Origin of the sequence: Sorangium sp. So ce1036 (assembly GCF_051369805.1) — a bacterium.
Taxonomy (GTDB): Bacteria; Myxococcota_A; Polyangia; order Polyangiales; family Polyangiaceae; genus Sorangium; species Sorangium cellulosum_F.
In genome coordinates this window covers 6,420,875-6,445,074 of the sequence record NZ_JBBMOX010000001.1, presented here as the reverse complement: position 1 = coordinate 6,445,074, position 24,200 = coordinate 6,420,875, and the positions used below count along the sequence as shown (strand labels likewise).

Annotated in this window: 20 protein-coding genes; 11 read left to right on the top strand and 9 right to left on the bottom strand. The window is 72.3% G+C overall.

The annotated features are described in order from the left end of the window. Window positions 1-38: 38 nt before the first annotated feature. The 6 genes from pgsA to WMF31_RS24230 all read right to left on the bottom strand — a co-directional run bounded on the left by pgsA (window position 39) and on the right by WMF31_RS24230 (window position 7,188). Window positions 39-695: a CDP-diacylglycerol--glycerol-3-phosphate 3-phosphatidyltransferase gene (gene pgsA / locus WMF31_RS24255; protein ID WP_436604215.1), complete on the bottom strand. Its 657-nt coding sequence runs from the start codon at window positions 693-695 to the stop codon at window positions 39-41. Further along, complete coding sequence (locus tag WMF31_RS24250) at window positions 685-2,367, bottom strand: tetratricopeptide repeat protein (RefSeq protein WP_436604214.1); 1,683 nt, start codon at window positions 2,365-2,367, stop codon at window positions 685-687. The genes pgsA and WMF31_RS24250 overlap by 11 nt, the downstream gene beginning before the upstream one ends. 36 nt (window positions 2,368-2,403) lie before the next feature. Continuing rightward, a complete protein-coding gene (hisA, locus tag WMF31_RS24245; protein ID WP_436604213.1) occupies window positions 2,404-3,129 on the bottom strand; it encodes a 1-(5-phosphoribosyl)-5-[(5-phosphoribosylamino)methylideneamino]imidazole-4-carboxamide isomerase in 726 nt (241 codons plus the stop codon). Between the two features lie 182 nt (window positions 3,130-3,311). Next, entirely contained in the window at window positions 3,312-4,313 is a 1,002-nt protein-coding gene (locus WMF31_RS24240) for a hypothetical protein (RefSeq protein ID WP_436604212.1), read from the bottom strand. A 71-nt stretch (window positions 4,314-4,384) separates the two neighbouring features. Further along, window positions 4,385-5,941, bottom strand: coding sequence for a protein kinase domain-containing protein (locus WMF31_RS24235; protein ID WP_436604211.1), 1,557 nt, complete (start codon window positions 5,939-5,941; stop codon window positions 4,385-4,387). A gap of 104 nt (window positions 5,942-6,045) precedes the next feature. After that, window positions 6,046-7,188, bottom strand: coding sequence for a formylglycine-generating enzyme family protein (locus WMF31_RS24230; protein ID WP_436604210.1), 1,143 nt, complete (start codon window positions 7,186-7,188; stop codon window positions 6,046-6,048). Window positions 7,189-7,505: 317 nt separating this feature from the next. Here WMF31_RS24230 and WMF31_RS24225 point away from each other — a divergent pair, with 317 nt between their 5' ends. The 6 genes from WMF31_RS24225 (at window position 7,506) to WMF31_RS24200 (ending at window position 15,437) form a co-directional block, all read left to right on the top strand. After that, window positions 7,506-8,348, top strand: coding sequence for an SIR2 family NAD-dependent protein deacylase (locus tag WMF31_RS24225; protein WP_436604209.1), 843 nt, complete (start codon window positions 7,506-7,508; stop codon window positions 8,346-8,348). 12 nt (window positions 8,349-8,360) lie between these two features. Next, the gene (locus tag WMF31_RS24220) at window positions 8,361-8,903 is read left to right on the top strand and encodes a non-canonical purine NTP pyrophosphatase (protein WP_436604208.1); all 543 of its coding nucleotides are present in this window, start codon (window positions 8,361-8,363) and stop codon (window positions 8,901-8,903) included. A 250-nt stretch (window positions 8,904-9,153) separates the two neighbouring features. Beyond that, the gene (locus WMF31_RS24215) at window positions 9,154-10,188 is read left to right on the top strand and encodes an aldo/keto reductase (RefSeq protein WP_436604207.1); all 1,035 of its coding nucleotides are present in this window, start codon (window positions 9,154-9,156) and stop codon (window positions 10,186-10,188) included. A gap of 225 nt (window positions 10,189-10,413) precedes the next feature. Further along, a complete protein-coding gene (locus WMF31_RS24210) occupies window positions 10,414-11,082 on the top strand; it encodes an HAD-IB family phosphatase (protein ID WP_436604206.1) in 669 nt (222 codons plus the stop codon). A 940-nt stretch (window positions 11,083-12,022) separates the two neighbouring features. After that, complete coding sequence (locus WMF31_RS24205) at window positions 12,023-14,533, top strand: penicillin acylase family protein (protein ID WP_436604205.1); 2,511 nt, start codon at window positions 12,023-12,025, stop codon at window positions 14,531-14,533. Window positions 14,534-14,822: 289 nt separating this feature from the next. Then, window positions 14,823-15,437 carry an HAD hydrolase family protein gene (locus tag WMF31_RS24200; protein ID WP_436604204.1) on the top strand — a complete coding sequence of 205 codons (615 nt, stop codon included), beginning with the start codon at window positions 14,823-14,825 and terminating at the stop codon, window positions 15,435-15,437. On the opposite strand, the gene WMF31_RS24195 is transcribed toward WMF31_RS24200, so the two are convergent. Then, window positions 15,399-15,875: a pyridoxamine 5'-phosphate oxidase family protein gene (locus tag WMF31_RS24195; RefSeq protein WP_436604203.1), complete on the bottom strand. Its 477-nt coding sequence runs from the start codon at window positions 15,873-15,875 to the stop codon at window positions 15,399-15,401. The genes WMF31_RS24200 and WMF31_RS24195 overlap by 39 nt on opposite strands. A gap of 401 nt (window positions 15,876-16,276) precedes the next feature. On the opposite strand from WMF31_RS24195, the gene WMF31_RS24190 reads away from it, so the two are divergent. Continuing rightward, a complete protein-coding gene (locus WMF31_RS24190; protein WP_436604202.1) occupies window positions 16,277-17,227 on the top strand; it encodes a sensor histidine kinase in 951 nt (316 codons plus the stop codon). A gap of 24 nt (window positions 17,228-17,251) precedes the next feature. On the opposite strand, the gene hisH is transcribed toward WMF31_RS24190, so the two are convergent. Continuing rightward, window positions 17,252-17,935 carry an imidazole glycerol phosphate synthase subunit HisH gene (gene hisH / locus WMF31_RS24185; protein ID WP_436604201.1) on the bottom strand — a complete coding sequence of 228 codons (684 nt, stop codon included), beginning with the start codon at window positions 17,933-17,935 and terminating at the stop codon, window positions 17,252-17,254. Window positions 17,936-17,937: 2 nt separating this feature from the next. Next, window positions 17,938-18,525 (bottom strand): imidazoleglycerol-phosphate dehydratase HisB, encoded by a 588-nt coding sequence (gene hisB, locus WMF31_RS24180; RefSeq protein WP_436604200.1) that lies wholly within the window; start codon window positions 18,523-18,525, stop codon window positions 17,938-17,940. Between the two features lie 244 nt (window positions 18,526-18,769). Here hisB and WMF31_RS24175 point away from each other — a divergent pair, with 244 nt between their 5' ends. The 4 genes from WMF31_RS24175 (at window position 18,770) to lon (ending at window position 24,193) form a co-directional block, all read left to right on the top strand. Beyond that, entirely contained in the window at window positions 18,770-19,600 is an 831-nt protein-coding gene (locus tag WMF31_RS24175; protein WP_436604199.1) for a PEGA domain-containing protein, read from the top strand. Continuing rightward, window positions 19,597-20,490 carry a hypothetical protein gene (locus WMF31_RS24170; protein WP_436604198.1) on the top strand — a complete coding sequence of 298 codons (894 nt, stop codon included), beginning with the start codon at window positions 19,597-19,599 and terminating at the stop codon, window positions 20,488-20,490. The genes WMF31_RS24175 and WMF31_RS24170 overlap by 4 nt, the downstream gene beginning before the upstream one ends. A 408-nt stretch (window positions 20,491-20,898) precedes the next feature. Then, window positions 20,899-21,726 carry a hypothetical protein gene (locus WMF31_RS24165; protein ID WP_436604197.1) on the top strand — a complete coding sequence of 276 codons (828 nt, stop codon included), beginning with the start codon at window positions 20,899-20,901 and terminating at the stop codon, window positions 21,724-21,726. A gap of 52 nt (window positions 21,727-21,778) precedes the next feature. Further along, window positions 21,779-24,193, top strand: coding sequence for an endopeptidase La (gene lon, locus WMF31_RS24160; RefSeq protein ID WP_436604196.1), 2,415 nt, complete (start codon window positions 21,779-21,781; stop codon window positions 24,191-24,193). Window positions 24,194-24,200: the final 7 nt, after the last annotated feature.

Sequence of the window (24,200 nt, the reverse complement as noted above, 5' to 3'; positions counted from 1 at the left end):
TGGTCTAGCAGAACCGCGCGGGCTTGCCTATCGCCCATCTATTGCGGTGGAGCAGGCCGGTTCTTGGCGTCGATGGCGTCGATGAACAGGCCCATGTACTGCGCGGCGCTCGTGATCGAGAAGACGAGCGACAGGTAGATGAGCAGCCGGCCGACGTGCACCACGTCGACCACGCCGAAATCCACCCCGAGGTGGATGCGGTACGGATAGCCGAGGATGAGGCAGACGATGCCGATCATCTGCAGCGCCGTCTTGACCTTCCCGCCGTCGCCCGCCGCGATGACGAGCCCCTCCGTCGACGCGATCGACCGGAGCGCCGTGATCGTGATCTCGCGCGAGATGAGCAGCACCACCGCCCACGCCGGGATGCGGCCCATCGGGACCAGCCACACGAGGGTGCCGGCGACGATGAGCTTGTCGGCGAGCGGATCGAGGAACTTGCCGAGGACGCTCACGAGGCCCTGCCGCCGCGCCAGGTAGCCGTCGAGCATGTCCGTGAGCGCCGCGAGCGAGTAGACGCACGCCGCCCAGAAGCAGTCCCGCGGCGCGCCCCTCGACAGGAGCAAGAGGACGGCCGGGATCATGAGGATCCGGGCGAACGTCAGCAGGTTCGGGAGGTTCCTCGCGTCCTCCCACAGCGTCCTCCGCCGCTGCGCCTTGATGCCCCGCAGGGAGGTGTCCGCGCTAGCGATCATCGACGAGAACCATCCCCTCTCCACCGAACGTCACGAAGCCTTGCGCCCCGGCGGGCGCCTCGGTGGCAGGCAGCGTGCGCGGCAGGAGCCGGCCCATCCACCCGAGCACCGCCGTCGCGCGCATCGACGTCGGGCGCGACGGGGTGATCTCCAGCGCCGCGGCCCGCTCCGGGACCGAGAGCACGACGTGGCCGCGGCCGCGGAGCTGCACCATCGCGACCGCCTCGCCGTCGCCCGCCGGCAGGCGCCCGTTCTCGTAGCCGATCTGCAGCTCGAAGCCGAGGAGCACGTCCTCGCGCACGTAGACCGGCTCGTCCACGAGCGCCACGGCGTGGAGCCGCCGCCCCTCCGAGCCGGCGAGCACGAGCTCGCAGCGCCCGCCGATCTCGATGAACGGCGTGCTTGGTCCGCCGAGCGGCTCGTCGAAGACGCGCCCGCGCGCCTGCCGCTTCAGGGCGTGCGTGGCCGTCCCGGGGTGCATGCTCATCGTGCGCATGCCGTCGAGCCGGGCCACGAAGCCCTTCGCGGCCTGCACGAGCACGACGCCGGACGCGTGCCGCGCGACCGCGGCGTCGCGCGGGAAGATGAGCAGCCGCTCGCGCGCGAGCGCGAGCAAGGTCTCGGGCGGCCGCGCCGCCGGCGCGGCCGGCGGCGACTGCGTCGCGGGCGACGCCGTGGGGGGCGGCAGCGACGACGACGAGCGCGCGACGGGCCTCCTGCTCGCGGCCACCGCGTCGGCCGTCGCGGGCGCGGCGACCGCCCAGCGGCCGGTGGGGGAGGGATCCTCGGGGGAAATCGAGGCGCGGCGCGCGACCGCGGGCGCGCCGCCGCCCGGCGGCGCCTGCACCGCGGGCATCGAGGGGACCGTCGGCGCCGCCGCGCCGCCCCGCGGGCCGGCGGCCCTGGACGCGGCCAGCGCGTTCGCCGGGGCGCGACGGGCGTCGGCCCCGAGGCTCCGGAGCGACGGCGGCGCCGGGATGGTCGGCGTCGCCTCGCGGCCCGGCTCGATCGCCGACCAGGTCCCGGACGGGATGCGCGGCAGATCCGAGTCGTGCCGGAACCCCGCGCCGGCCCGATCGAGCGCCTGCACGGCCTCGCCCGCGGCGCGCTGCACCTCGGCCCTCGCCTCGACGACCTGCGGCTGGTCCTCGGTGTCGGGCGCCTCGTTCGCGTGCTTGCCCGCGCCCCCGCCCGTCATGTCGAGCAGGCGGCGCGCCATCGCGTCGTGGCCGCCCGCCGCGAACGCGTGGCTCGCGCGCTCGTAGTCGCCCATGCGCTGGAACGCGAGCCCGAGGTAACCCCAGGCCCGCTGGTGCTTCGGGTTCTGCTCGAGCGCCTTCTCGAGCTCGAACCGCGCCTGCGCGGGCTGGCCCGTCTTGAGGTAGGAGAGCGCGAGGTTGATGCGCGGCTCGACCGCCTCCGGGTGGGCCTGGATGAGCCGCTCGTAGATCGCGATGGCGCGCGGGTAGAGCCCGAGCCGGAAGTAGACGATCCCGAGGAGGTCCTGCCCTTTCGGATCGCTCGGCTGGAGCGAGAGGGCGCGCTCGAGCTCCGCCTTGGCGGCGTGGACCCGGTTGTCCTGCAGGAGCTCGCTGCCCCGGTGCAGGTGGAACAGGAACTCCTCGGCAGCGACTTCGCGTGTGGAAGGCCGTGGGTCGTCGCGCTCGGGCATCGGAGCTAAAGCGTACACGAAAACGCAGAGCCGCCGTCAGGCGCCGGCCGCTTCGATCGCCTCGGCGAGCGTGAACGCCCCCTCGTAGAGGGCGCGGCCCACGATCACGCCGGTGACGCCGGGGATCTGCGCGAGCGCGCGGAGGTGAGCGAGCGAGCCGACTCCGCCGGAAGCCAGCACCGGGAAGCCGCACGCGCCGGCGAGCTCACGGGTGGCTTCCAGGTTGGGCCCGACCTGCGTCCCGTCGCGGGAGACGTCGGTGTAGAGCAGCGCGGCGACGGGGGCGCCGGCGAGCGCGCGGGCGACGTCGAGCGCCGTGACGGACGACACCTGCTCCCATCCCTGGACGGCCACGCGCCCGTCCTTGGCGTCGACGGCGACCACGACGCGCCCCGGGAAGCGGGCGGCGAGGTCGCGCACGAGCGCCGGGTCGTTCACCGCGGCCGTCCCGAGCACGATGCGATCGGCCCCGAGCGCGAGGTAGGCCTCGGCCGCGGCGGTGGAGCGGATGCCGCCGCCGACCTGCACGCTGCCGCCGTCCGTGACGAACGCCGCGATGACGGCGCGCACCGCGTCGGCCTGCACGGGCAGGCCGGCCCGGGCCCCCTCGAGATCGACGACGTGCAGTCGATTGCACGCGCGGCGGAGGCGGGTGGCGAGCGCCGCGGGGTCCTGGTCGTAGACGGTGACCTGATCGTAGCGCCCCTGATGGAGGCGCACGGCCTGGCCGCCGAGGAGATCGATGGCGGGGATGAGCTGCACGCCGCGCATGTAGCGCGCCTCCGCGTCGGCGGGTAGAGGCGGCGAGGGGGCTCGCGCCTCGCACCTCGCGCGGCGGGAGGCGCAGGGCGCGCGGGCGCTGCCTCATGCGCGCGGGCGCTGCCTCATGCGCGCGAGCGCTGCCTCATGCGCGCGAGCGCTGCCTCATGCGCGCGAGCGCCGCCTCACCACACCCCGCTGGCCCCGAGCACGACGCCCGCCGGCCCTGCCTCCAGCACCCCGGCGCGGATGCGCCTCGACGTCGCGCCGGCAGCCTGGTCGCGTTGCTTCGGCTCGGTCAGGTAGAGCACCGCCGCCGCCCCGAGCCCGGCGAGCCCCACGCCGAAGCCGATCGTGCTCACGAGCCCCGTGGTGCTCGCGCTCTCCGCGGCGCTGAGCCCCGTCGCGTCGCAGGCCGTCTCGTCGTCCACGCCGATCCCGCTGCCGCAGTGCTCCTCGACGACGCTCCTCTTGCCCAGCGTGAGCGCGCCCATCACCCCCCCGAGCACGAGCCCCGCCGCGCCGATCCCGCCCGTCGCGATCATGGCCGCTCGGCGGCCCGAGCCGGCGCTGCCCGCGTCGGGCGTCGCCGCCGCCGGTCCTTTCACCTCCAGCACGATCCGCTTCTTCTCGCCCTGGGCGATCTGGATCCGCGTCTCCTGGACAGGCCCTCCGGGCGGCTCGATCGACACCACGTGCTCGCCGGGATCCACGGGCAAGCTCACGCCCAGCATGGCGTCGCCCATCACCTGACCGTCGCGCTTCACGACGGTCCCGTCGGGGGCGTCCTCCGGCAGAGAGAGCGAGAGCTCGGGCACCAGCGGGGTCAGCTTGTCGCGTTGCTGCTTGGCCACGTTCGGCCGCTCTCCTTGCTGGACCTGCTGTGCCGGCGAGAGCCGCTGGTAGAGGGCCAGGTAGTCGCCGAAGCGCGTCACGGCCGTCGCGATGCGGCCCCACCGCGCCTCGCACGTCGCCAGCGTGAAGAGCGTCCCCGGCCTGGGGTCGAGGCGCTGGCTCGCGGCGAGCGCCTCGCAGCCCGTCTCGTACCGGCCAGCCTCCATGTCGGCGAGACCCCGGTTGAAGAGGGCTTCTGCCGTCGCGATGTCCTGCGCCGCGGCGGGCGCCGCGAGGGCGAGCGGGCAGAGAACGAGAGCGAGATGGGCAATCCTGCGGAGACGACGTGTCATGGTCTGGCGCACCCAGAGGGGTCAGCGGGCGTGGTCGAGGGGCGAACGGTGATTGTGGCGGACATGGTCGCTCAATCCCGGCCGAGCAGGGGGACTCTGGTGCTGGGAGCGGAGGTCCTGGCCGGGGCTGGCGTCGCCCGCGCGGGCGAGCTGGACGCGCGCGGGGGCGCGGTCGACGCCGTGCGCGGGGGCGCCGTGCGCGGGGGCCGACGCGCGCCCGCGCCTGCTCCGGGTGAGGGCTGGGCGGCCCTCGCCGCGGACGCGGACGCCGCCGCCGCGGACGCGGACGCCGCCGCCGCGGACGCGGACGCCGCCGCCGCGGACGCGGACGCCGCCGCCGCGGACGAGGGCGCCGCGGCCTGCGGCGCGGCGGTCTGCGCGGCCTGCGGCGCGGCGGTCTCCGTCGGGATGACGGCGCCGCTCGCTGAGCCGGCGTCCGGCGCTGCGCCCGCGGACGGCTCGGCCCCGGCCCCTCCGCGGAGCAGGAGCCAGCTCCCCGCGCCCAGCGCCCCGAGCCCCAGCACGACCACCGCGGCGACGAGCGGCGTCCGGCTCGATGCTGCCGGGACGGCCGAGGACACCGCGGTTTCCATCATGGTCGCCGAGAAGGGCACGCCCTGGGGCCGGGGCGTGGGCTCCGCCCCGAAGCTGGCGGCGCTCGTCATCGCTGGCGCCGGCGTCGGGGAGCTCGCCGCGGACCAGGGCGGCGCGCTCGGCGTGTACACCGGCCCGCTGCTGGTCGCGGCGACGCCGAGCGCCTCGGCGAGCGCCCGCACCGCCTCGGTCGCGGCGCCGAACCGCGCCGCCGGATCGACGGCCGTGGCCCGGGCGAACCACGCATCGAACGCCGGCGGCAGCGCCACCCCCAGCGCCAGCGCCCGCTGGACCGGCGGCTCCTGCGGGCCGCGGACGGCCACGAGCGCGAACGCGATCACATCGCCCGCGCCGAGCGCCTCCTGGCTCCAGTAGGGCGTCCCCACGAGCAGCGTGTACGCGAGCATCCCGAGCGCGTGGACGTCCACGGCGCCGGTGAGCTTCGTGCCGGCGCGGAACTGCTCGGGGGCCATGTAGATGGGCGTCCCGAGGCTCCGCGTGGCGCCGGCCGCGGTCCCGCCCTCGGCGATGAGCTTGGCCACGCCGAAATCGAGGATCTTCATGCGGGGCGTCCCGTCGTCCCGCTGGGTCACGAACAGGTTCTCGGGCTTCAGGTCCCGGTGGATGATGGAGGCGGCGTGGGTCCGGTCCAGGGCGAGCGCCGTCTGCTGGAGGTACGTCACGACCTCCGTACCCGGCAGCCGGCCGGCGCGCTTGAGGCGCTGGCCCAGCTCCTCGCCGCGGAGCAGCTCCATCACCAGGAACGGCGTCCGGGTCGCCTCGTCGATGCCTGCGTCGAAGACATCGACGATGTACTCGCTCTCGATCCCCGCGGTGATCTGCGCCTCGCGCTTGAAGCGCTCGCGCATCTCGTCGCTCTGGAAGAGGTGCGGGTGCATGATCTTCAGCGCCCGGCGGCGGTTCGTCTCGACGTGCACCGCCTCGTAGACCGACCCCATCGCGCCGACGGCGAGGAGGCGCACCACGCGATATCGGTGCGCGAAGACGGTCCCTTCCGCGAGCGTGGCCGACACGACGGGAGCGTCGCGCGCGGCGGCGATGGCGTCAAGGATCCAGGGATCCGCGGAGCGCAGCGCGCGCGCTGTCCTCCGCGGGTCGCCGGGCGCTCGTCATCCTCTCATCGCGGCCTCGCGCAGCGCACCCCGACGCCGGCGAAGCGGCCCTTGGGGGCGCGGGGCTCGCGGGATGAAGAGAGCAGGGTCGCCTCCTCGCTTCGCCATCCTCCGCCCCGGATCGTCTTGTCCGACTCGGGGACGAGGACGGAGCAATCATCGCAGCCGGGCGGCGGCTCTCCGAACGAGTCCAGCACCCACTCCCACACGTTCCCTGCCAGATCCGCGTGCTTCCATCGCCCGTCTCCTCTCGGCGACCTCGAGCCGCTGGGCCGCACGTCCGCGAGCTCGCACCCCCCGTCGTGGCCACAGCCATACACCGCGTAGCTCGGATCGGGCGTCGCGGTCGTGTCCGGGCCCGCCCACGCATACTGCCGCTGCTCGTCCCCGCCGGACGACGCATAGCTGAGCTCCGCCTCCGTGGGCAGCCGGCCGCCGTCCCACGCGCAGAACGCGAACGCGAGATACCAGCTCACGCAGTTCATCGGCAGGAGCTCGTGATCCCCGGGCTCGTCCGTCCAGGTGGCGAGATCCTCGCACTGCAGCGATGCCTTCAGCGCCACCTGGTCCACGGGCATCCGGGAATCCCACGCCGGGTCCCACCCGCTGCCGGCGATCCGCGGGTGCGCGCCAGCCCCTGCCGAGGGCCAGCTCACGGGATACTCCTCCACGAACGCCCGGAACCTCGCCACGGTGACCTCGAAGCGATCCAGCCGGAACGCGCTCACCGTCGCCGGGAGCGCGTCGTCGTTGTTCCGGTGGAACGCGCCCCCGGGCACCACCATGCTGGTGCAGCAGCTCTCGTCTCCGGTCGGCCCGCAACTCGTCGGCAGGTCGGCGCAGCTCGGCGGGCCCTCGCAACGCCCATCGCCGCAGAGGGGCGCCTCGTCGGCGCACTCGGCCTCATCCCGCCATCGACCAGCCTCATCGCATCGCTGCGGCCGGTTCCCCGCGCACCGCACATCGTCCGGCGAGCACGCGCCGCCGCTGCCGCCCCCGGCCCCGCCGTCGCCGCCCGCGGCCCCGCCGTCACCCCCGGCCCCGCTGTCCACCAGGTGATAGGGCCCGTCCATTCCCGCGATCGTCGTGCAACCGCCGGCCACGAGGCACGACGCCGCCCACATCCACTGTGCAGATCTGCTCTTCATCTCTCTCTCCCTGCGACACCCACCCCGTCTCCGGGCTGGACCTGCGCCGCCACGCGGCCGAAGGCCGCCGGCGCCTCGGCACACCTCACCTCGGGCGCTCCAGGCCCCCATTGCCGCCCGTGGCCGGCGTGCCGTCAAGGTCGGCGGCGGCCGCCGCGCCCCTGGGCGAGCCCTCGACCTCGAGTCCGCGCGCCTGTGTCGTGGTCTGGCCTGACCGTCCTGTCGTGGGCGGTGGGCCCGGCCGCGGCGGAGGAGCGTCCAGCCGAGCGGGCAAAGGTTGCGTGAGCGCGGCGGGCGGATACCATCGCTCGCCGACGATGGCTGTGCTGACCCTCGAGCAAGCGGCGGTCCCGCTCCGGCAGGCGTACCGGGAGGGCCGCCTCATCCCTTTCCTCGGCGCGGGCTTCTCTGCCCCGCTCCGGCTGCCGATGTGGAAGGAGCTCGTGGGGTGGATGGGCGCGGCGCTCGGCTTCGAGCCCGCGCTCTTCGAGCTGCACGGCCTGCCCCCGCAGCTCGCCGGCTTCTTCGACCGGGAGCGCCCCGGCGGCCTCGACAGCTTCATCGCCGAGATGCGCGCTCGCTTTCACGCGCGCGAGGTCGACGAGCGCCGCAGGGGCTCGCCGCAGCACAAGGCGCTCGCCCGCCGCGACTTTCCGACCATCTACACGACGAACTTCGAGCATCACATCGAGGAGGCGCTCCGGGACGCGGGCAAGCGGGCCGTCGCGCTCGCCAGGTTCGACGACTTCGCGCGGTGCCCGACCCGCGGCGTGTGCCAGGTCATCAAGTTTCATGGCGACCTCGACTCCCCCGAGACCGTGGTGCTCACGGAGACCCAGTACTTCAGCCGGCTGCGGCTCGAGGCGGCGCCCGATCAGCGCCTCCGCGCCGATCTGCTCAGCCACAGCTTCCTGTTCCTGGGCTACAGCTTCAGCGACGTGGACATCCGTTACATCTGGTACCGCATGGAGCAGATGCGCCTCGAGGGGAGCTCGCCCGGCGCGCGGCGGGCGTCGAACCGCCGCGGCTACTGGGCCACGTTCGGCGCCGGGCTCGTCCAGCCGGCGCTCCTCGAGGACTGGCACATCGACGTGATCGAGCTCGACCCGAACGACAAGACGAAGAGCGTGGTGGATCTGCTCGACGCGCTGGACGGGTGAGGGGCGGTGGTCATGGTCTATTTCGTCTCCTCGAACGAGCGAAAGCTCGAGGACATGACGCATGTGTGGGAGGACGGCCCGACGCCCCTCCGCCTCCTCCGGCTCGACGTGCCCGAGGTCCTCTCCTCCGATCTCGACATCGTCGTACGCGAGAAGGCCATCGCCGCCTACCGGCTGGCGCTCGTCCCGCTCTTCGTGGAGCACGGCGGGCTGTTCATCGAGCACCTGAACGGCTTCCCCGGGCCGCTCGTGAAGCCGTTCTGGGAGCGGCTGCAAGACAGGATCTGCGCCCTCATCCCCGCAGGGCTGTCGCGCGCCGCGCGGGTCGTCCAGAAGGTGTGTTATTGCGACGGCCGGACGCTCCGCGTCTACACGGGCGGCGTCCTCGGCGAGATCGCCCCCGAGCAGCGGGGAGACGAGGGGATCGACTGGGAGCCGATGTTCATCCCGGCAGGTCACACGCGGACGCTCGGCCAGATGCCCCGCGAGGACCGGCTCCGCTACTCCGCGAGCGCAGAGGCCCTGAGGGCGTTCCGGAGGGATATCGGGCTCTGACCAGCGCGGCGCCGGATGGCGCGCCTCGGGCGATCCGCGCTGACGCCGTCACGCGCTCACCCGCCTGCCCACCGGCTGTACAGCGTGGCTGAACTGCGGGCACGCTTCATCCAGGTCTTGACTTTCGGATCACGTTGAAGTTCGTAACTCACCTGCGGCCGCGGCGAGGGGCAAGAGGCAGATCTCCTGGATCTCTCTTCCCCCACATCTACCAGGTTGTCCCCGGTCGTCGTGACGCGAAGGAGATCTCATGGAGTTCAGGCTGCTTGGCGGATCGGGGTTCAAGGTTCCGGTGCTGAGTCTCGGGACCGCGACGTTCGGCGGAACCAACGAGTTCTTCAGGGGCTTCGGCACGAGCGACGTGGCCGAGGCGACCCGGCTTGTGGACGTCTCGCTCGAGGCGGGCGTGAACATGTTCGACACCGCCGACGTGTACTCCGACGGGCGGTCGGAGGAGATCCTCGGCGAGGCGATCAAGGGGCGGCGGGATCGGGTCATCCTCTCCACGAAGGCGACGTTCCGGATGGGCTCTGGTCCGAACGACGTCGGCTCCTCGCGGCATCATCTGATCCGGTCGGTCGAGGGGAGCCTGCGCCGGCTGCAGACGGACTACATCGATCTCTTTCAGCTCCACGGCTTCGACGCGCTCACGCCGGTCGAGGAGACGCTCCGCACGCTCGACGATCTCGTGCGCGCGGGGAGGATCCGCTATCTCGGGTGCTCGAACTTCTCTGGATGGCACCTGATGAAGTCTTTGGCGGTGTCGGAGAGGTACGGTCTCTCGAGGTACGTGGCGCACCAGGCCTATTACTCGCTGGTGGGGCGCGACTACGAGTGGGAGCTGATGCCGCTGGCGCTCGACCAGAAGGTCGGCGCGGTGGTCTGGAGCCCGCTGGGCTGGGGGCGGCTGACGGGGAAGATCCGGCGCGGGCAGCCGCTGCCCGAGGGCAGCCGGCTCCAGACCAAGGCGACCCGCGAGGGCGGACCGCCGATGGACGACGAGCATCTCTATCGCGTGGTCGACGCGATCGACGAGGTGGCGAAGGAGACGGGCAAGACCGTGCCGCAGATCGCGATCAACTGGCTGCTGCAGCGGCCGAGCGTCGCGAACGTGATCATCGGCGCCCGGAACGAGGAGCAGCTCCGGCAGAACCTTGGGGCCGTCGGCTGGAACCTCACGCCGGAGCAGGTCGCCAGGCTGGACGCCGCCAGCAAGACCAGGCTTCCATACCCCTACTTCCACCAGGCCGGCTTCCAGGAGCGGAATCCATTCCCGGCGGGCTGAGCGCGCGACGTCGTCGTCCGCTCTCCGGCGAGGCGGGCAGCCCGGCCCTGGTTGACCGTGGGCAACCTGATCGTGGTTGACAACCCGACCGAGGCTGGCCGTCGGGGCAATCCGATCGGGGTTGGCCGTCGGCCGGCGTCCGGAGCGCGGGCGGCGCCGAGGGGCGGCTCGCCGGGCCGCCGGGAGATATGGCGGCTCGCCTCCGGGTGTGCACAATGAGCGGCCGTGCTCATTCTCTGTGATTTCGACGGGACCATCACGTGCGCCGACCTGACCAACCTGATCTGGGACGCTCACCTGCGCTATGACTGGCGGCAGACGCTGCTCTCGCCTGCGAACGGCGAGCAGCTCACGGCGATCGAGCTCCTCCGCCGCGGCTACGCCGATGTGGATCGCCCGGAAGCCGAGCTCCTGGCCGAGCTGCGCCCCCATGCCGCGCTGCGTCCGGGCTTCGAGGAGCTGCTTGCCCTGTGCGCCCGCCGGGGGTGGGTGTTTCATGTGGTCAGCCACGGGCTACCGTTCTATATTCGCGAGTTTCTGCCTCCGGGGACGGCGTTCTCCTGCTTCGATGCCGTCTTTGACGGGCGCTGGTGCGTGACCGTGCCGGCCACGGTCGCGCTCGGTCCCGGAGACGACTTCAAGATTCGCGTGCTCGAACAGCTGAAGGCGGCCACCGGCGAGACGGCCACGGTCTACATCGGCGACGGTCGGCTCGACTACCCCGCGGCGCGGCGCTGTGATCGCGTGTTCGCGGTGCGGGGCAGCGCCCTCGACGCCCTCTGCGCCCGCGACGGGGTGCCGTGCTCGCCGTTCGAGCGCTTCGACGAGATCTGCGCGGCGCTCGACGGCGAGCGCGCGCCGAGCGCGTCCGACGCCGGCCAGCCGCGGCCCTGACACGCGTTGCCTGGCACGGAACCCGCGGCCCGCGGCTGCGGGTGCGGCCCTTTGGGGGCTCGCCGGAGGGGCTGAAGTGCAGGCGAGCCAAAAAAGAGGCTCGCCGGAACGCAAGCCCTGGAGGTGAGCCCCCAAAGGGCCGCACCTCCCGCGGCTGCCCGCGACGGGTCCGAGCCGGCCTCCGCGTGAAGTCCTTCCACTGCTCTCCAGGGGGCCACGTCGTGGCCGTGACCACGTCGTGGCCGCAACCAGCTTGGGCCTCGCGTCAGGCACGCGACTTGCGGTGCGCGGGCTCCGGCGCGCGGCTCGTGGCGAGGACAGGGGCTCAGGACCGTGGAAACATGCGGAAACACGCGGAAACACGCGGAAACACGCGGAAACACGCGGAAACACGCGGAAATACGCGGAAATACGCCGAAACATGCCGAAACGGCGCGTGTGGCCTGTCCGCCGCGGGCCGCTGGACAGGTCACGGTCCAAACCACGGGCGAGTCGTCCCGGGCGAGCACCGTCTCCGCGTGGCACGCACGCGAGATAAGTGCTAGGTTGCAGGGTTTTCTGGCCTTCCATGCATGGCCCGAGAGCAGATCGCTTATGACGGTGTCTTGCAAAGGCACGGGCAAAGCCCCGACGGTGCTGTCCAGTGTGCCTGTATGAAGGGTGATTACAACGAATGGCTTGACTTTCTAACCACATTGGTTAGTTCGTGTCCGCTTAAATCGAGGTTCGCGAGAGCAGTGTAGGAGGCACGCCCGTTCGTCTTGTCCGCTGCGTGTCAGCGCCCCCGATGACGGCCATAAGGCGCGTCCGGGGTGACGTGCAGCGCAGCCGACCCCTCTCCGAGCATGCGCATCGGAGCAGGGCTCAGCGCGCAGGGTGAGCGCGGCCTATGAACTGTGAATTGCGGTCCCCGCGAGGGGGCCAGCAGGAGGAGATCGGCATGATCAGGCGAATGACCGGCGTGGCAATCGTGCTGTCGGCGGCTGCGTGCAGTCCCGTCCCGGATAATGAGGTCGCTGGAGAGCAAACCTCCGTCGCGATCGGTGAGCTGGGGTACGTGCGCATCGACGTGGACGCGCAGGGAATGTCCCACATCACCACATGGGACGAGAGCATCGGCTATGGCGGCCTTTGCTATGCGATGGCGCGAGATCGGCTCTTTCAGATGGACGTGCTGCGTCGCAGCGCCCAGGGCCGCCTCGCGGAGATCTACGGGCCCGGCGACGGCAACAGCGTCCTCGACCAGGATCTCCTCGCGCGCGCTCAGGACCTCCCCGCCTTCGCCGCGGCGCGCTACGCGACGGCGACGCAGCGGACGAAGCGCGTCCTGCAGGCCTGCGCCGCGGGTGTGAACCAGTACATCCATGACGCGAAGACGTCGAGCAGCGGCCTGCCTCTCGAGTTTCAGATCCTCGGTTACGAGCCGGAGCCGTGGACTCCCCAGGACAGCGTCCTCGCCTACATTTACGTGGGCGTCACCTTCGACACCCTGACGTGGTTCACGAAGCTCGAGCGCGCCGCGGTGGCGTCCATCGCGGGGACGGAGGTCGCGACGACGCTCATCAAGGAGGCGCCGGACGAGGTATCGATGTTCGACGCCCAGGGCAACCTGAATCCGATCTCGAATTTCCTCGTGCCGCCCGGGCCGAGCGCGCCGTCGGCGACCATCATCAACCCGCCCCCCCCGTCGTGTCTGGAGGGCCCGCGTCGCCTCACGCATCAGCTCCTTCGCATGGCGCCGTCGAGCGGCCGCGCGAGCAACGCCTGGGCGGTGGACGGGCACCTCACCTCGACCGGCAAGCCGCTCCTGGCGACCGACCCGCATTTCCCGCACTCGACGCCGTCCGCGGTCTATGTCGCGCAGCTCGAGGTGCGCGGGCAGTACAACGTGACGGGGTGGATGATGCCCGGGTTCCCCGGGTTCATCAGCGGCCACACCGAGAGCATCGCCTGGGTGCCGACGTACTCGCTGTTCGACAGCGTCGACCTGTACGTGGAGACGCTCCGCGAGAAGAGCGGAGGGGGCCAGGAGGTGCTCATCAACGGCCAGTGGAAGCCGGTCACCACGCGCGTGGAGACCATCCACGTCAAGGGGCAGCCCAGCGTGCAGCGGACGTTCCGCTCGACGCCCCACGGGCCCATCCTCAACGATGGCCTGGACGGGCTGGAGTCGTTCGGCACCCTGGCCCTCAAGTCGACCGCGGGGCAGCCCGAGTGGCGGCTCGACGGCTATTTCGAGATGCCCGCGGCGCAGAGCTGGGCTCAGTTCAGGGCGGCGGCGCTGAAGCAGAGCATCGGCTGGAATTTCATCTTCGCCGATTACGAGGGCACCCACGGCCACATCGGCTACCAGAACTCGGGCCTCGCGCCGCAGCGCGAGAGCCCGTTGAACGCGCTCTATCCGGTGCCGGGGACGGGCGGGCACGAGTGGACGGGGTACGCGAGCACGTCCGAGCTGCCCTCGGTCTACGACCCGCCCTCGCACATCCTCGTGACGGCGAACAACCGCATGGTCCCGCGCGACTACGCGCCGCAGGGGCGGCCGATCCACCTCGCCAACTACTGGGACCTGCCGTGGCGCGCGCAGCGGATCATGACGCGCCTCACGTCGGCCACGCAGCCGCTCACGCCGCAGGACATGGCGTCGATCCAGCTCGACACGCAGACCACGATCGGGCTGCCGTTGCGCGACAGCTACCTGGCCGCGCTGGGGCGCGCCGGGCTGCCGGCGAACGATCCGAGCGCCGCCGCGGCGGTGGCGGCGCTGGCGCAGTGGGACGGGAACGCCGCGGCGAGCAGCCAGGGCGCGGCGATCTACGAGATGCTCACGCTGATCCTGCTGCGCAACACGGTGCGAGACGTGATCGGCCCGGACGAGTACGCCCTCTTCGCGCCCAGCGTGTTCCTCACGAACCAGCTCAACGGGCTGATCGACGTGCTCGAGAACCCGCGGGCGCCGTATTTCGGCATCACCGCGGGCGTGGATCCCGGCGTCGCGCGTGATGAGGCGGTGCGCGATGCGCTGGGCGAGGCGGACGCGATGCTCCGCGATGCCATGGGCCCGGACGTGAGCACCTGGACCTGGGGCGACATCCATGAGCTGACCTACAACCATCCGCTCGCGGGGGAGGACGCGCGCTTCGCCATCGGCACGTTCCCTGCCACCGGCGATGTGGCGACGGTCAACCTGGGTGGATGGTTTGCGAACGTCGGGATCCTGGCGCTCCCGCCCGGGGACTTCGAGGCCGCGGGCGGCGTACGGGCGGCGCTCGATCAGGATGCGCTCAGCGCGACGCGGCTCGTCTGGAACCTCGCGTCGCCAGACGGCTCGCTCGGGGTGATGAGCACGGGGTACAGCGGAGATCCTCGCACGTGCCACTACTCGGATCACGCCGAGGTGTGGAGGTCTGGGCAGATCTTCCCGCTGTCGTTCACGTCCGCGCTCCCGTGAGCCGGGGACGCTCCGGGCCGACGGCACAACCCGTCCGCCGGGCACGGCCGGACCGTGCTTGAGGTGTCGACCCAACCGACCGTGGTTGGGTCGCCCGGTTGCTCACGGAGTTCGAGCCGGACGCGAAGATCTGAGCTCCGGAGGGGCGCCCCGCGGGCAGGGGCGGCCCAGCCTGCTGGAGCGACCGGCGCGCTCCGCGCGCGGGCATGGAGGTGAGCCCCGAGCGCGCTGCCCCACCGTCGCTCGCTCCGCCGTGCTAGGGGGGAGCGGACAGGCCAGGAGAGCGCACATGACCTCGGGGCCCTTTCGCGGCGTCGCCTTCGATCTGGACGGGACCCTCCTGCGGTCCGATCACTCGATATCGCAGGAGATGCGGTCGATGTGCGCGACGCTGGCCGGGCAGGGCATCCTGGTGACGCTGATCAGCTCACGACCGCCCCGCTCGGTGGAGCGGATCGTCCGCGACCTCGGCTTGGAGAGCCCGTGGGCAGCCCTGAACGGCGCCATCCTCTGCGCATCCGGCGCCGTCCTCGACCGCTCGCCGCTGCCGGAGGAGGCCGTCGAGCACATCCTGGCGCGCCACGGTCGCGACGGGCGGGTCAGCGTGAATCTCTATGCGGGGCTCGACCGGATCGTTCAGGCCATCGACCGGCGCGTCGGCGTCGAGGCCGAGATCGTCGGGTTTTCGCCCACGGTCGAGGCCGGCTTCGCGGGCCGCCCCGTCGCCGACAAAATCCTCCTCATCACGGACGCGCGGAGCGGCGACGGCGCCCGGATCGCCGAGGCGCTCGCTCCCCCGCGCCGTCGGCCGCGTCTTCGGCGTCATGAGACCGCGGCGCCGATGAGGCCGCGGCGCAGGCGGCGCTCAGAGGTGCTTCGGCGGATTCGGCTTCTGGTCCGCTGACCGCCTTTGAACGAGCGCCTTGGCCTTCTCGTACAGGACCCGGAGCCGCCCGCCCTCGGGCTCCCAGTACTCGGCGCGCTCGACGCTCAGCTTCAGGAAGGCTGCGTGGGGGTGGTCCGGGCCGTCCGGCAGCCACGCCTTCCACGACGGCTTCCAGAGGCTCCGGATCTTCTCCTGGTTCCTCTCGACGGCGGCGCGCGCCGAGATCGAGATGTACGCCCGGTCCCGCGGCCTGTAGCAGCAGACCGCGACCTGGTGCTCGCGGTCGATCTCGCCGGTCTTCGCGGTCTCTTCCTGCGTCACGAACCAGAGATCGCAGTCGCCCAGCTCGGCCGGATCCTGGATCTCCATCGGCCGCCCGCGCAGCAGCCCCTCGGGCGTCATCGTGACGAGCATGGCGGTGTCGAACTCCCTGAGCAGCGCCCGCAGCTCGCTCATGGATCCGTGGGCGTGAGCTCCGGCTCCAGGGTCTCCACTCTGGTGTTCCATGACCACAAAGCTGGTCCACGCGCCCCCACCCGCAAGGATGGGAGAGGCCGTATCCCACCTGCGCCGCGGCCCGGGCCGCGCTCCGGCGCCGCCCGAGGCCGCGGCCCGGCCGTGCCGCGCCGCCGCCCGGGGCCGTGTGAGGAGAGCCGGAGTCCGCCCGCGCCGGTTCAGACGGCTCACTTCGCGAGGTTTGCTCATTCGCGCAACGCGATGCGACGTTTCGAAGCGCGTCCGCTCGGCAGATGCGGCCCTCCGCGAGCCGCTTCCGTGCCATTCGACGGAGGCGCGTCGGCGGCACGCGTCATGCTCCATGCGGAGAAACACGTCAACTCGGCCCAGCAGGTTCTGCCATGCCCGCGGTTTGCAACGAACTCGATCAGCGCATTCCCACCGCACTCCTCCAGGGCGACACGGCCCGGCTCCGGGAAGACTTCCTCATGCTCGCCGCGCACGAGCTCAGGACGCCCCTGACCTCGCTCCTCTTGCAGCTCCAGCTGACGAAGCGGATGAGCGAGCGCGATCCCGAGAAGACGCCGGCCTGGGCGGCGGCGATGCTCGCGGTCTTCGACCGCCAGCTCGGGCGGCTCGTCCGGCTCTGCGACGACATGTTCCAGGTGAGGCACACCGAGATCGAGCTCCGCGCGCCGGCCCGCGAGCTGGTCGACCTCGTCGTCCTCGTCCGCGAGGTGGTCGCGACCGCGGTCGCGCAGCGGCCCGCCGCGCGCGGCGCGATCTCGATCGCGGCCGACGGCGCGGTGATCGGCCAGTGGGACAGGTCCCAGATCGAGCGCATGGCCTTCCACCTCATCAAGAACGCGATCACCTTCGGCGAGAACAAGCCGATCTCGATCGAGGTGCGGGCGAAGCGCGCGCGGGCGCGGCTCGTCGTGCGCGATCACGGCATCGGGATCGCCCGGGAGGATCAGGCCCGGATCTTCGCGCGCTTCGAGCGGGCGGTCCCGGTGGAGCACTTCGGCGGCCTGGGGCTCGGCCTGTACATCGCGCACGCGGCCGCTCGCGCGCACGGCGGCGTGATCCGCGTCGAGAGCGAGCTGGGCCGGGGCGCGGCGTTCATCGTCGACCTCCCCCTCGCGCCACGATCACCGGAGCGGGGCCGCCGCGCGCGGGCGCGCCGCACCGGCCAAGCGCGCGCGCCGGACCGCTCGCCCCCGTCGGGCCGCGCGCTCCCGCCGCGCCGCGGCCACGGCCGGCGCGCGCCCGTCCCGCCCCAGGTCGAGCACCTGAAGCTCGCGCACCTCAAGGTGGCGTATCAGCACCAGCGCCCGCAGCGGCACTCGTGACGCCGCGGGCGCCGGCCGCGCGCGTCAGCCGGCGAGGAAGCGGGCGAGCAGCCGGAGGCCCGTCTCCTGGCTCTTCTCGGGGTGGAACTGCGTCGCGGTCACGTTGTCGCGCTCGATCGCCGCGGTGATCCGGTGCGGGCCGTGCTCCGTCGTCGCGGCGACCAGCGCCGGCTCGCTCGGGACGGCGTGGTAGCTGTGGACGAAGTAGACGTACGGGCTCTCGCCCGAGAACACGCGGAGCGGGCCGCTGGCTTCCCGGGTGAGCGTGATGCGGTTCCATCCCATGTGGGGGATCTTGATCCCGACCCGGGGCCCGGCGGCCGCGGCGCTCGCCTCGGCCGCCGCGGCGGGCGGCTCCGGCGTGAGGCGCTCGACGAGGCCGGGGAACACGCCGAGCCCGCGCGCTCCCTCGGCCTCCTCGCTCGCGTCGAAGAGCGCCTGCATGCCGAGGCAGATGCCGAGGTAGGGCGTGCCCTTCCGGATCTGCTCGCGCAGCGCGTCGCCGATGCCGGCCTGGAGCGCGGCCGCGCAGTCGCGGAAGGCGCCCTGGCCCGGCACGACCACCTTGTCCGCCCGCGCGATGACCTCGGGATCGCGGGTGCGCGTCACCGCGCACGGCGTCCCGGCGTCGCCGGCGGCCTGGAGCAGCGCCCGCTCCACCGAGCGCAGGTTCCCCATCCCGAAATCGACGAGCGCGATCGCGTGCATGGTCACAGGCTCCCCTTGGTGGACGGGATGCCGGCGACGCGCGGCTCGATCCGGGTCGCCTTCATCAGCGCCTTGGCGAAGGACTTGAAGCAGATCTCGACGATGTGGTGCAGGTTGTCCCCCTCGATCAGCCGGACGTGGAGGTTCGCGCCCGCGCCGCGCGCGAAGCCCTCGAAGAACACGGGGGCGAGCTCGACGTCCCAGGTGCCGAGCTTCGCCTTGGGCAGCGGCACGCGCCAGACGAAGTACGGCCTGCCGGAGAGATCCAGGGCGCACTGCGCGAGCGCCTCGTCCATGGGGAGCGTCGCCTCGCCGTAGCGCGCGAGGCCCGCCTTGTCGCCGAGCGCCTGCTGCACGGCCGCGCCCAGGGTGATGCCGCAGTCCTCGGTGGTGTGGTGGCCGTCGATCTCGACGTCGCCCTCGGCCTGGATCGTGAGGTCGAAGAGGCCGTGGCGGGCGATCTGATCGAGCATGTGGGTGAGGAAGGGGAGGGGCGTCCTGATCGAGGAGCGGCCCTGACCGTCGAGATCGATCTCGATGCGAATGTCGGTCTCGCGCGTCTTGCGCTCGACCCTGGCGATGCGGGGCATGGCGCGCATGGTAGTCGCCCGAGGGCGCTCTGGGGAGCGCCACGGATGAGCCCCCTCGCGGCGCCGGACGGCTCCGGGGGCCTGCCGCATCGGCGTGAAGCCAGGGACGAGCTCGGCCGACGCGGTACTAGGATGCCGGCGTGGGTTGGAATAGGGTGGCTCCCCCTGGGCCGCCCGGCCGCGACGCGATCGGGACCCGGAGCCCGTTCGAGCGGCCACTCCGATCACGATCAGGTCACCCTCAATGAGCTTGCCTGGAAGACAAGGGATCTCGCGGCGGGGTCGCCGGCATCATCGCCTCTGCGCGGCGCTCGCGGTCGGCGGCGCCGCGCTCGCGGGGCCAGCGACCGCCGCGGCCCAGCCTGCGCCGCCTGCCGCGAGCGCGGCGCCGCCTGCCGCGAGCGCGGCGCCGCCTGCCGCGAGCGCCGCGCCACCTGCCGCGAGCGCGGCGCCGCCTGCCGCGAGCCGCCTCGATCTCCAGGTGAGCGAGGCAGGCGCCACGGTCCTTGTCGACGGTGAGGTGGTCGGCGAGACGCCGCTGCGCGAGCCCGTGCTGCTCGACGTCGGTACGCGCAGGATCCGGGTGACCAAGGAGGGCTTCAAGGACGTCGAGGTCGTCCGGCAGGTGTCGGGCGACGGCGTCGTCACGGTCACGGCGACGCTCGAGAAGGAGGTCCACCGCGGGCGGCTCATCGTCACGGCCGGGCCGACGGACGTCATCTCCGTCGACGGCCGGGTGGTCGGCCGCGGCTCGTACGACGGTCCGGTGCCGAGCGGTGCGCGCGCGCTCCGCGTCACGGCGCCCGGCATGGTGCCGCACGAGTCCGAGGTCGTGATCTCGGACGACCAGACGCGCCGGGTCCAGGTCTCGCTCGTGCCGCAGGCCAAGAAAGGGCAGATCGAGAACTGGATCTGGCTCGGCGGCGGCCTCCTGGTGCTCACGGGCGCGCTCCTGTTCAGCCTCGGGACCTTCCAGGCCCCGCCGCCGGTCGACGGCAACACGTCGCCAGGCTCGGTCCCCCTGTCCGCGCGGGGCGGCGTGTCCATCGCGATCCCGCTCGGAGGCGGCCGGTGACTCATACCCTCCGGATCGCGCTGGCCGCGCTCGCGCTCGCGTGCGGGGGCTGCTCTCCGCCCGACGAGATCGTCGTCGCCGTCCCGACGGATCTCAAGCTGCCCGAGGACATCGACACCCTGCAGATCCAGGTGTTCGAGGGCAGCACGTCCAGGTTCTCCGCGGCCTACGAGCGGCTCGGCGCGCCCGACGCCGCGGCGCGCTTGCCGCTGACCCTCGGCTTCTACTCGACGACCGGCGGGGGCGACTCCATCCGGATCCAGGTCGCGGGTCGCGCCGGCGGTGCGCGCGGCGCGGTGCGCATCCTGCGCGAGGCGGTCACGAAGATCCCGCAAGATCGCGTCGCGCTCCTGACGATGCCGCTCTACTTCCTCTGCGACGGCTCGGGGCGCGACGACGGGAACGGCGGCGTCGTGAACCGGGTCTGCGGAGAGGGGCAGACCTGCGTCGCGGGGAGGTGCGCGCCGAGCGCGGTCGACGCGAGCGCGCTGCCCGACTACTCGGCCAAGGCGGTCTACGGCGGCGGCTCCGGCTTCGGGGGCGGCGACTGCTTCGACGTGACGGCGTGCTTCGACGGGGCAGCGCCGGCGGGGGTCGACGCCGCGGCGTGTTCCATCGAGGCCGACGGCGAGCCGAACGTGGCGCTGCGGACCGAGGGCGACGGGATCTGCGGGGACGACGGTTGCCTGGTGGCGCTCGACGCCGGCAGCCCCGACGGCTTCCAGACGGAGGACGGGCGGGTGCGGCTGCCGCCGGCGGTCTGCGACCAGCTCGCGTCGGGGAAGGTGACCGGCGTGGTGACGGCGCCCGTCACGGCGGAGTGCCCGCAGAAGAGCGTCGGGCTTCCGACGTGCGGGCCGTGGTCGGCGTCCGGCTCGGAAGCACCCTAGGTCGACAACCGAACACGTGGACGTCTGAGCGTCCATCACATCTCGCCTAACCACGCGAAATCCCTCGCATTCGCCCAGAGGTCAAAGTCCAATTATTTCGAGGACTTGAGCGAGATGTGACGGATGATGAGACGTCCACGTCCACGTCCACGACCACGTTGGTGAGCGCTGGGCGGGGGCCCTTCGGGCTTCGGGCCCCGAGCGCGACGGGACGAGCTTGGTTCACGGTTAACCCCGGTTCCCCGGAGGGCGTCCCCCCACGCGCGGCTGCATGCCGGAGGGCGTCCCCCCACGCGCGTCTGCGTGCCGGCGGGCGTCCCCCCACGCGCGGCGGCGCGCCTGCAGGTCCCCTCTCCCCGGCCGTCCAGGGCCTGCGCGCTCGGGGCCGCGTATGCTATGGCCGGACGGGTGAAACGCACGGCCCTCCTCCTGTTCTCCCTCGCGCTCGCCGCGTGCGGATCGAGCTACGCCCAGCAGGGCCCCAGCGACGTGCTCCGGGCCTACGCGCAGGCGCTCCAGGAGGGGCGCGTCGACGCGGCCTACCGGCTGCTCTCGGACGAGGCCAAGCGCTCCATGTCGCTCGAGGCCTTCCGGCGCGCGGTCCGGGAGAACCCGGACGACGCGCTCGAGATCGCCCGCGCGATCGCGCGCCCCGCGGCCGATCCGGTCGTGACGTCGACGGTCACCCTGCCGAACGGCGAGGAGCTCCTGCTCGTCTTCGAAGGGGGACGCTGGCGCCTCGACGCGGCGGCCGTCGACCTGTACGGCCAGGCCACGCCCCGGCAGGCGCTGGTCGGGTTCCTTCGGGCCTTCGAGCGCAGGCGCTACGACGTGATCATGCGCTACGTTCCCGACGCCGAAAAAGAAGGGCTCGGTGACCGCGGCCCGTCGCTCGGCGGCAACGCTCCCGGCGAGGCGGGCGCTCCCGGCGAGGCGGGCGCGGCGCCGCAGGGGGGCGCAGCGGGACGCGCGGGCGCTGACGCGACGCAGAAGCCGGAGGGGCGGCCGGGGACCGTGGGGGCGGCTGGGACGGCGCAGCTCACGCCCGAGAAGCTGAAGGCCGCCTGGGAAGGGCCGCAGAAGGAACAGATCAACCGGATCGTCCAGGCGATCAAGGCCGCGCTGCCGACCGCGACCATCGAGGAGACAGGGGACAGCGCATCCATGGCCTACGGCGCCGGCGGCACGGTCGCCTTCATCCGCGAGCACGGGGTCTGGAAGATCAAGGACTTCTAGCGGCGCGCTCGCGTCATGGCTTCGAGAAGAGCGCTGTACTAGGGTTGTCTGCATGCCGACCGGCGATCCCCCTTCGCGAACGCCCCCCTCGCCAGACGCCGACAGCGTCCCGATCCTCCCGCTCCGCAACTCGGTGCTGTTCCCGATGTCCGTCGTGCCGATCAACGTCGGCCGGCCGCGGAGCGTCCGCCTCGTCGAGGACCTCCTCGGCCGCGAGCGGGCGCTCGTCGGCGTGATCAGCCAGAGGTCGCCCGACGTCGACGAGCCGACGTTCAAGGAGCTCTACTCGGTCGGGACCATCGCGCGCGTGGTGAAGGTCATCCGGCTCGGCCCGAACAACTACTCGGTCGTGCTGAACGGGCTCGGCCGGTTCCGGGTGAAGGCGGCGTTCGCGCTCGAGCCGTACATGCGCGCGCGCATCGAGCGCATCCCGGAGTCGCTCGTGCGCGACGTCGAGCTCGACGCGCTCGGCGCCGGCCTGCGCGAGGCGACGCGCGAGGTGCTCGGCCTCATGCCGAACCTGCCGCGCGACACGGCCGGCATCCTCGACAACGTGCGCGAGCCCGGCGCGCTCGCCGACCTCATCGCCTCGAACTTCCCGCAGGCCCAGGCCTCGGTCGCCGACAAGCAGGAGATCCTCGAGGCGTTCGACGTGAAGGCGCGCGTCCGCCTCGTGCTCGCCATGGTCGGCCGGCAGCTCGAGGTGCTGCGGGTCAAGAAAGAGATCTCCTCCATGGTCCAGGAGGAGATGGGCAAGTCGCAGCGCGAGTACATCCTCCGGCAGCAGATGAAGTCGATCAAGGAGGAGCTCGGCGAGGGCGGCGACGACGACGAGATCGACGAGCTGCGCGAGCGCATCCGGCGCGCGAAGGTGCCGGCGGAGGTCGACAAGGTCGTGCGCAAGCAGCTCAGCCGGCTGCGCTCGATGGCGCAGCAGTCGGCCGAGTTCAACGTGACCAAGACCTACCTCGAGTGGATCGCGGATCTGCCGTGGTCCAAGACGACGGTGGACAAGCTCAGCGTCGAGGACGTGCGGCGCTGCCTCGACGAGGACCACCTCGGGTTGGAGAAGGTGAAGAAGCGGATCGTCGAGTACTCGGCGATCCGGCAGCTCCGAACGGACAAGAAGGGGCCGATCCTGCTCTTCATCGGGCCGCCCGGCGTGGGCAAGACCTCGCTCGGCAAGTCGATCGCGCGCAGCATGGGGCGGCGCTACGAGCGCATCGCGCTCGGCGGCGTGCGCGACGAGGCGGAGATCCGCGGGCACCGGCGCACGTACGTGGGCGCGCTGCCGGGGCGCATCCTGCAGGCGCTCAAGAAGGCGGGCACGAAGAACCCGGTGCTCGTGCTCGACGAGGTCGACAAGATGGGCGTCGACCTGCGCGGCGATCCGGCCGCGGCGCTGCTCGAGGTGCTCGATCCCGAGCAGAACTCGACCTTCCAGGACCACTACCTCGACCTGCCGTTCGACCTGTCGCAGGTGATGTTCCTGGCGACCGCGAACAACTGGGACGGCATCCCGGGGCCGCTCGTCGACCGCATGGAGGTCATCGAGGTGCCCGGCTACACCCGCACCGACAAGCTCGGGATCGCGCGGGAGTTTTTGGTGCCGAAGCAGCTCTCGGCGCACGGGCTCACCGACGAGCGCCTCGAGTTCACGGAGCACGGCATCGCGTCGCTCGTCGACCATTACACGCGCGAGGCCGGCGTGCGCGGCCTCGAGCGGCAGATCGCGGCGGTGTGCCGCGCGACGGCGGTGAAGGTCGCCGAGGGCCAGGACGTGCGCGAGGTGGCGACGCCCGAGCACGTGGAGCAGGTGCTCGGCCCGCACAAGCACCGCCCCGAGCTCGCCGAGCGGACGCTCCAGCCCGGGGTCGCGACCGGCCTCGCGTGGACCCCGGCGGGCGGCGAGATCCTCTTCATCGAGGCGACGCGGATGCCGGGCAAGGGCAACGTGGTCCTCACGGGCAACATGCGGAACGTGATGCAGGAGTCGGCGAGCACGGCGGTGAGCTTCGTGCGCAGCAAGGCCGACCGCCTGCACCTCGACCCGCAGTGGCTGAAGGAGATCGACCTGCACGTGCACATCCCGCAGCACGGCACGCCGAAGGACGGGCCGAGCGCCGGGGTGACGATGTTCTCCGCCGTGGCCTCGCTCCTGCTCGGCGCGCCGGTGCGCAGCGACGTCGCGATGACGGGCGAGATCTCGCTGCGCGGCCGCGTGCTGCCGGTGGGCGGCATCAAGGAGAAGCTCTTGGCGGCCCACCGCGCGGGCATCCGCCACGTGCTCATCCCCGCCAAGAACCGGCGGGATCTCGAGGACGTGCCGCAGGACGTGAAGGACCAGGTCCAGATCACGCTGATCTCCTCGATGGAGGAGGTCCTGCCCCTCGTGCTCGAGCCGCCGCGCCGCGCGTCGTCGCAGAGCGCGGCGCCGGACGAGCGCGAGGAGCAGGCCGGCGCCTGACCGGCCC

Coding starts and splice junctions, on each gene's coding strand:
- pgsA (WP_436604215.1), bottom strand. CDS start 695: ATGATCGCTAGCGCGGACACCTCCCTGCGGGGCATCAAGGCGCAGCGG.
- WMF31_RS24250 (WP_436604214.1), bottom strand. CDS start 2,367: ATGCCCGAGCGCGACGACCCACGGCCTTCCACACGCGAAGTCGCTGCC.
- WMF31_RS24240 (WP_436604212.1), bottom strand. CDS start 4,313: ATGACACGTCGTCTCCGCAGGATTGCCCATCTCGCTCTCGTTCTCTGC.
- WMF31_RS24230 (WP_436604210.1), bottom strand. CDS start 7,188: ATGAAGAGCAGATCTGCACAGTGGATGTGGGCGGCGTCGTGCCTCGTG.
- WMF31_RS24225 (WP_436604209.1), top strand. CDS start 7,506: ATGGCTGTGCTGACCCTCGAGCAAGCGGCGGTCCCGCTCCGGCAGGCG.
- WMF31_RS24220 (WP_436604208.1), top strand. CDS start 8,361: ATGGTCTATTTCGTCTCCTCGAACGAGCGAAAGCTCGAGGACATGACG.
- WMF31_RS24215 (WP_436604207.1), top strand. CDS start 9,154: ATGGAGTTCAGGCTGCTTGGCGGATCGGGGTTCAAGGTTCCGGTGCTG.
- WMF31_RS24205 (WP_436604205.1), top strand. CDS start 12,023: ATGATCAGGCGAATGACCGGCGTGGCAATCGTGCTGTCGGCGGCTGCG.
- WMF31_RS24200 (WP_436604204.1), top strand. CDS start 14,823: ATGACCTCGGGGCCCTTTCGCGGCGTCGCCTTCGATCTGGACGGGACC.
- WMF31_RS24195 (WP_436604203.1), bottom strand. CDS start 15,875: ATGAGCGAGCTGCGGGCGCTGCTCAGGGAGTTCGACACCGCCATGCTC.
- WMF31_RS24190 (WP_436604202.1), top strand. CDS start 16,277: ATGCCCGCGGTTTGCAACGAACTCGATCAGCGCATTCCCACCGCACTC.
- hisH (WP_436604201.1), bottom strand. CDS start 17,935: ATGCACGCGATCGCGCTCGTCGATTTCGGGATGGGGAACCTGCGCTCG.
- hisB (WP_436604200.1), bottom strand. CDS start 18,525: ATGCCCCGCATCGCCAGGGTCGAGCGCAAGACGCGCGAGACCGACATT.
- WMF31_RS24175 (WP_436604199.1), top strand. CDS start 18,770: ATGAGCTTGCCTGGAAGACAAGGGATCTCGCGGCGGGGTCGCCGGCAT.
- lon (WP_436604196.1), top strand. CDS start 21,779: ATGCCGACCGGCGATCCCCCTTCGCGAACGCCCCCCTCGCCAGACGCC.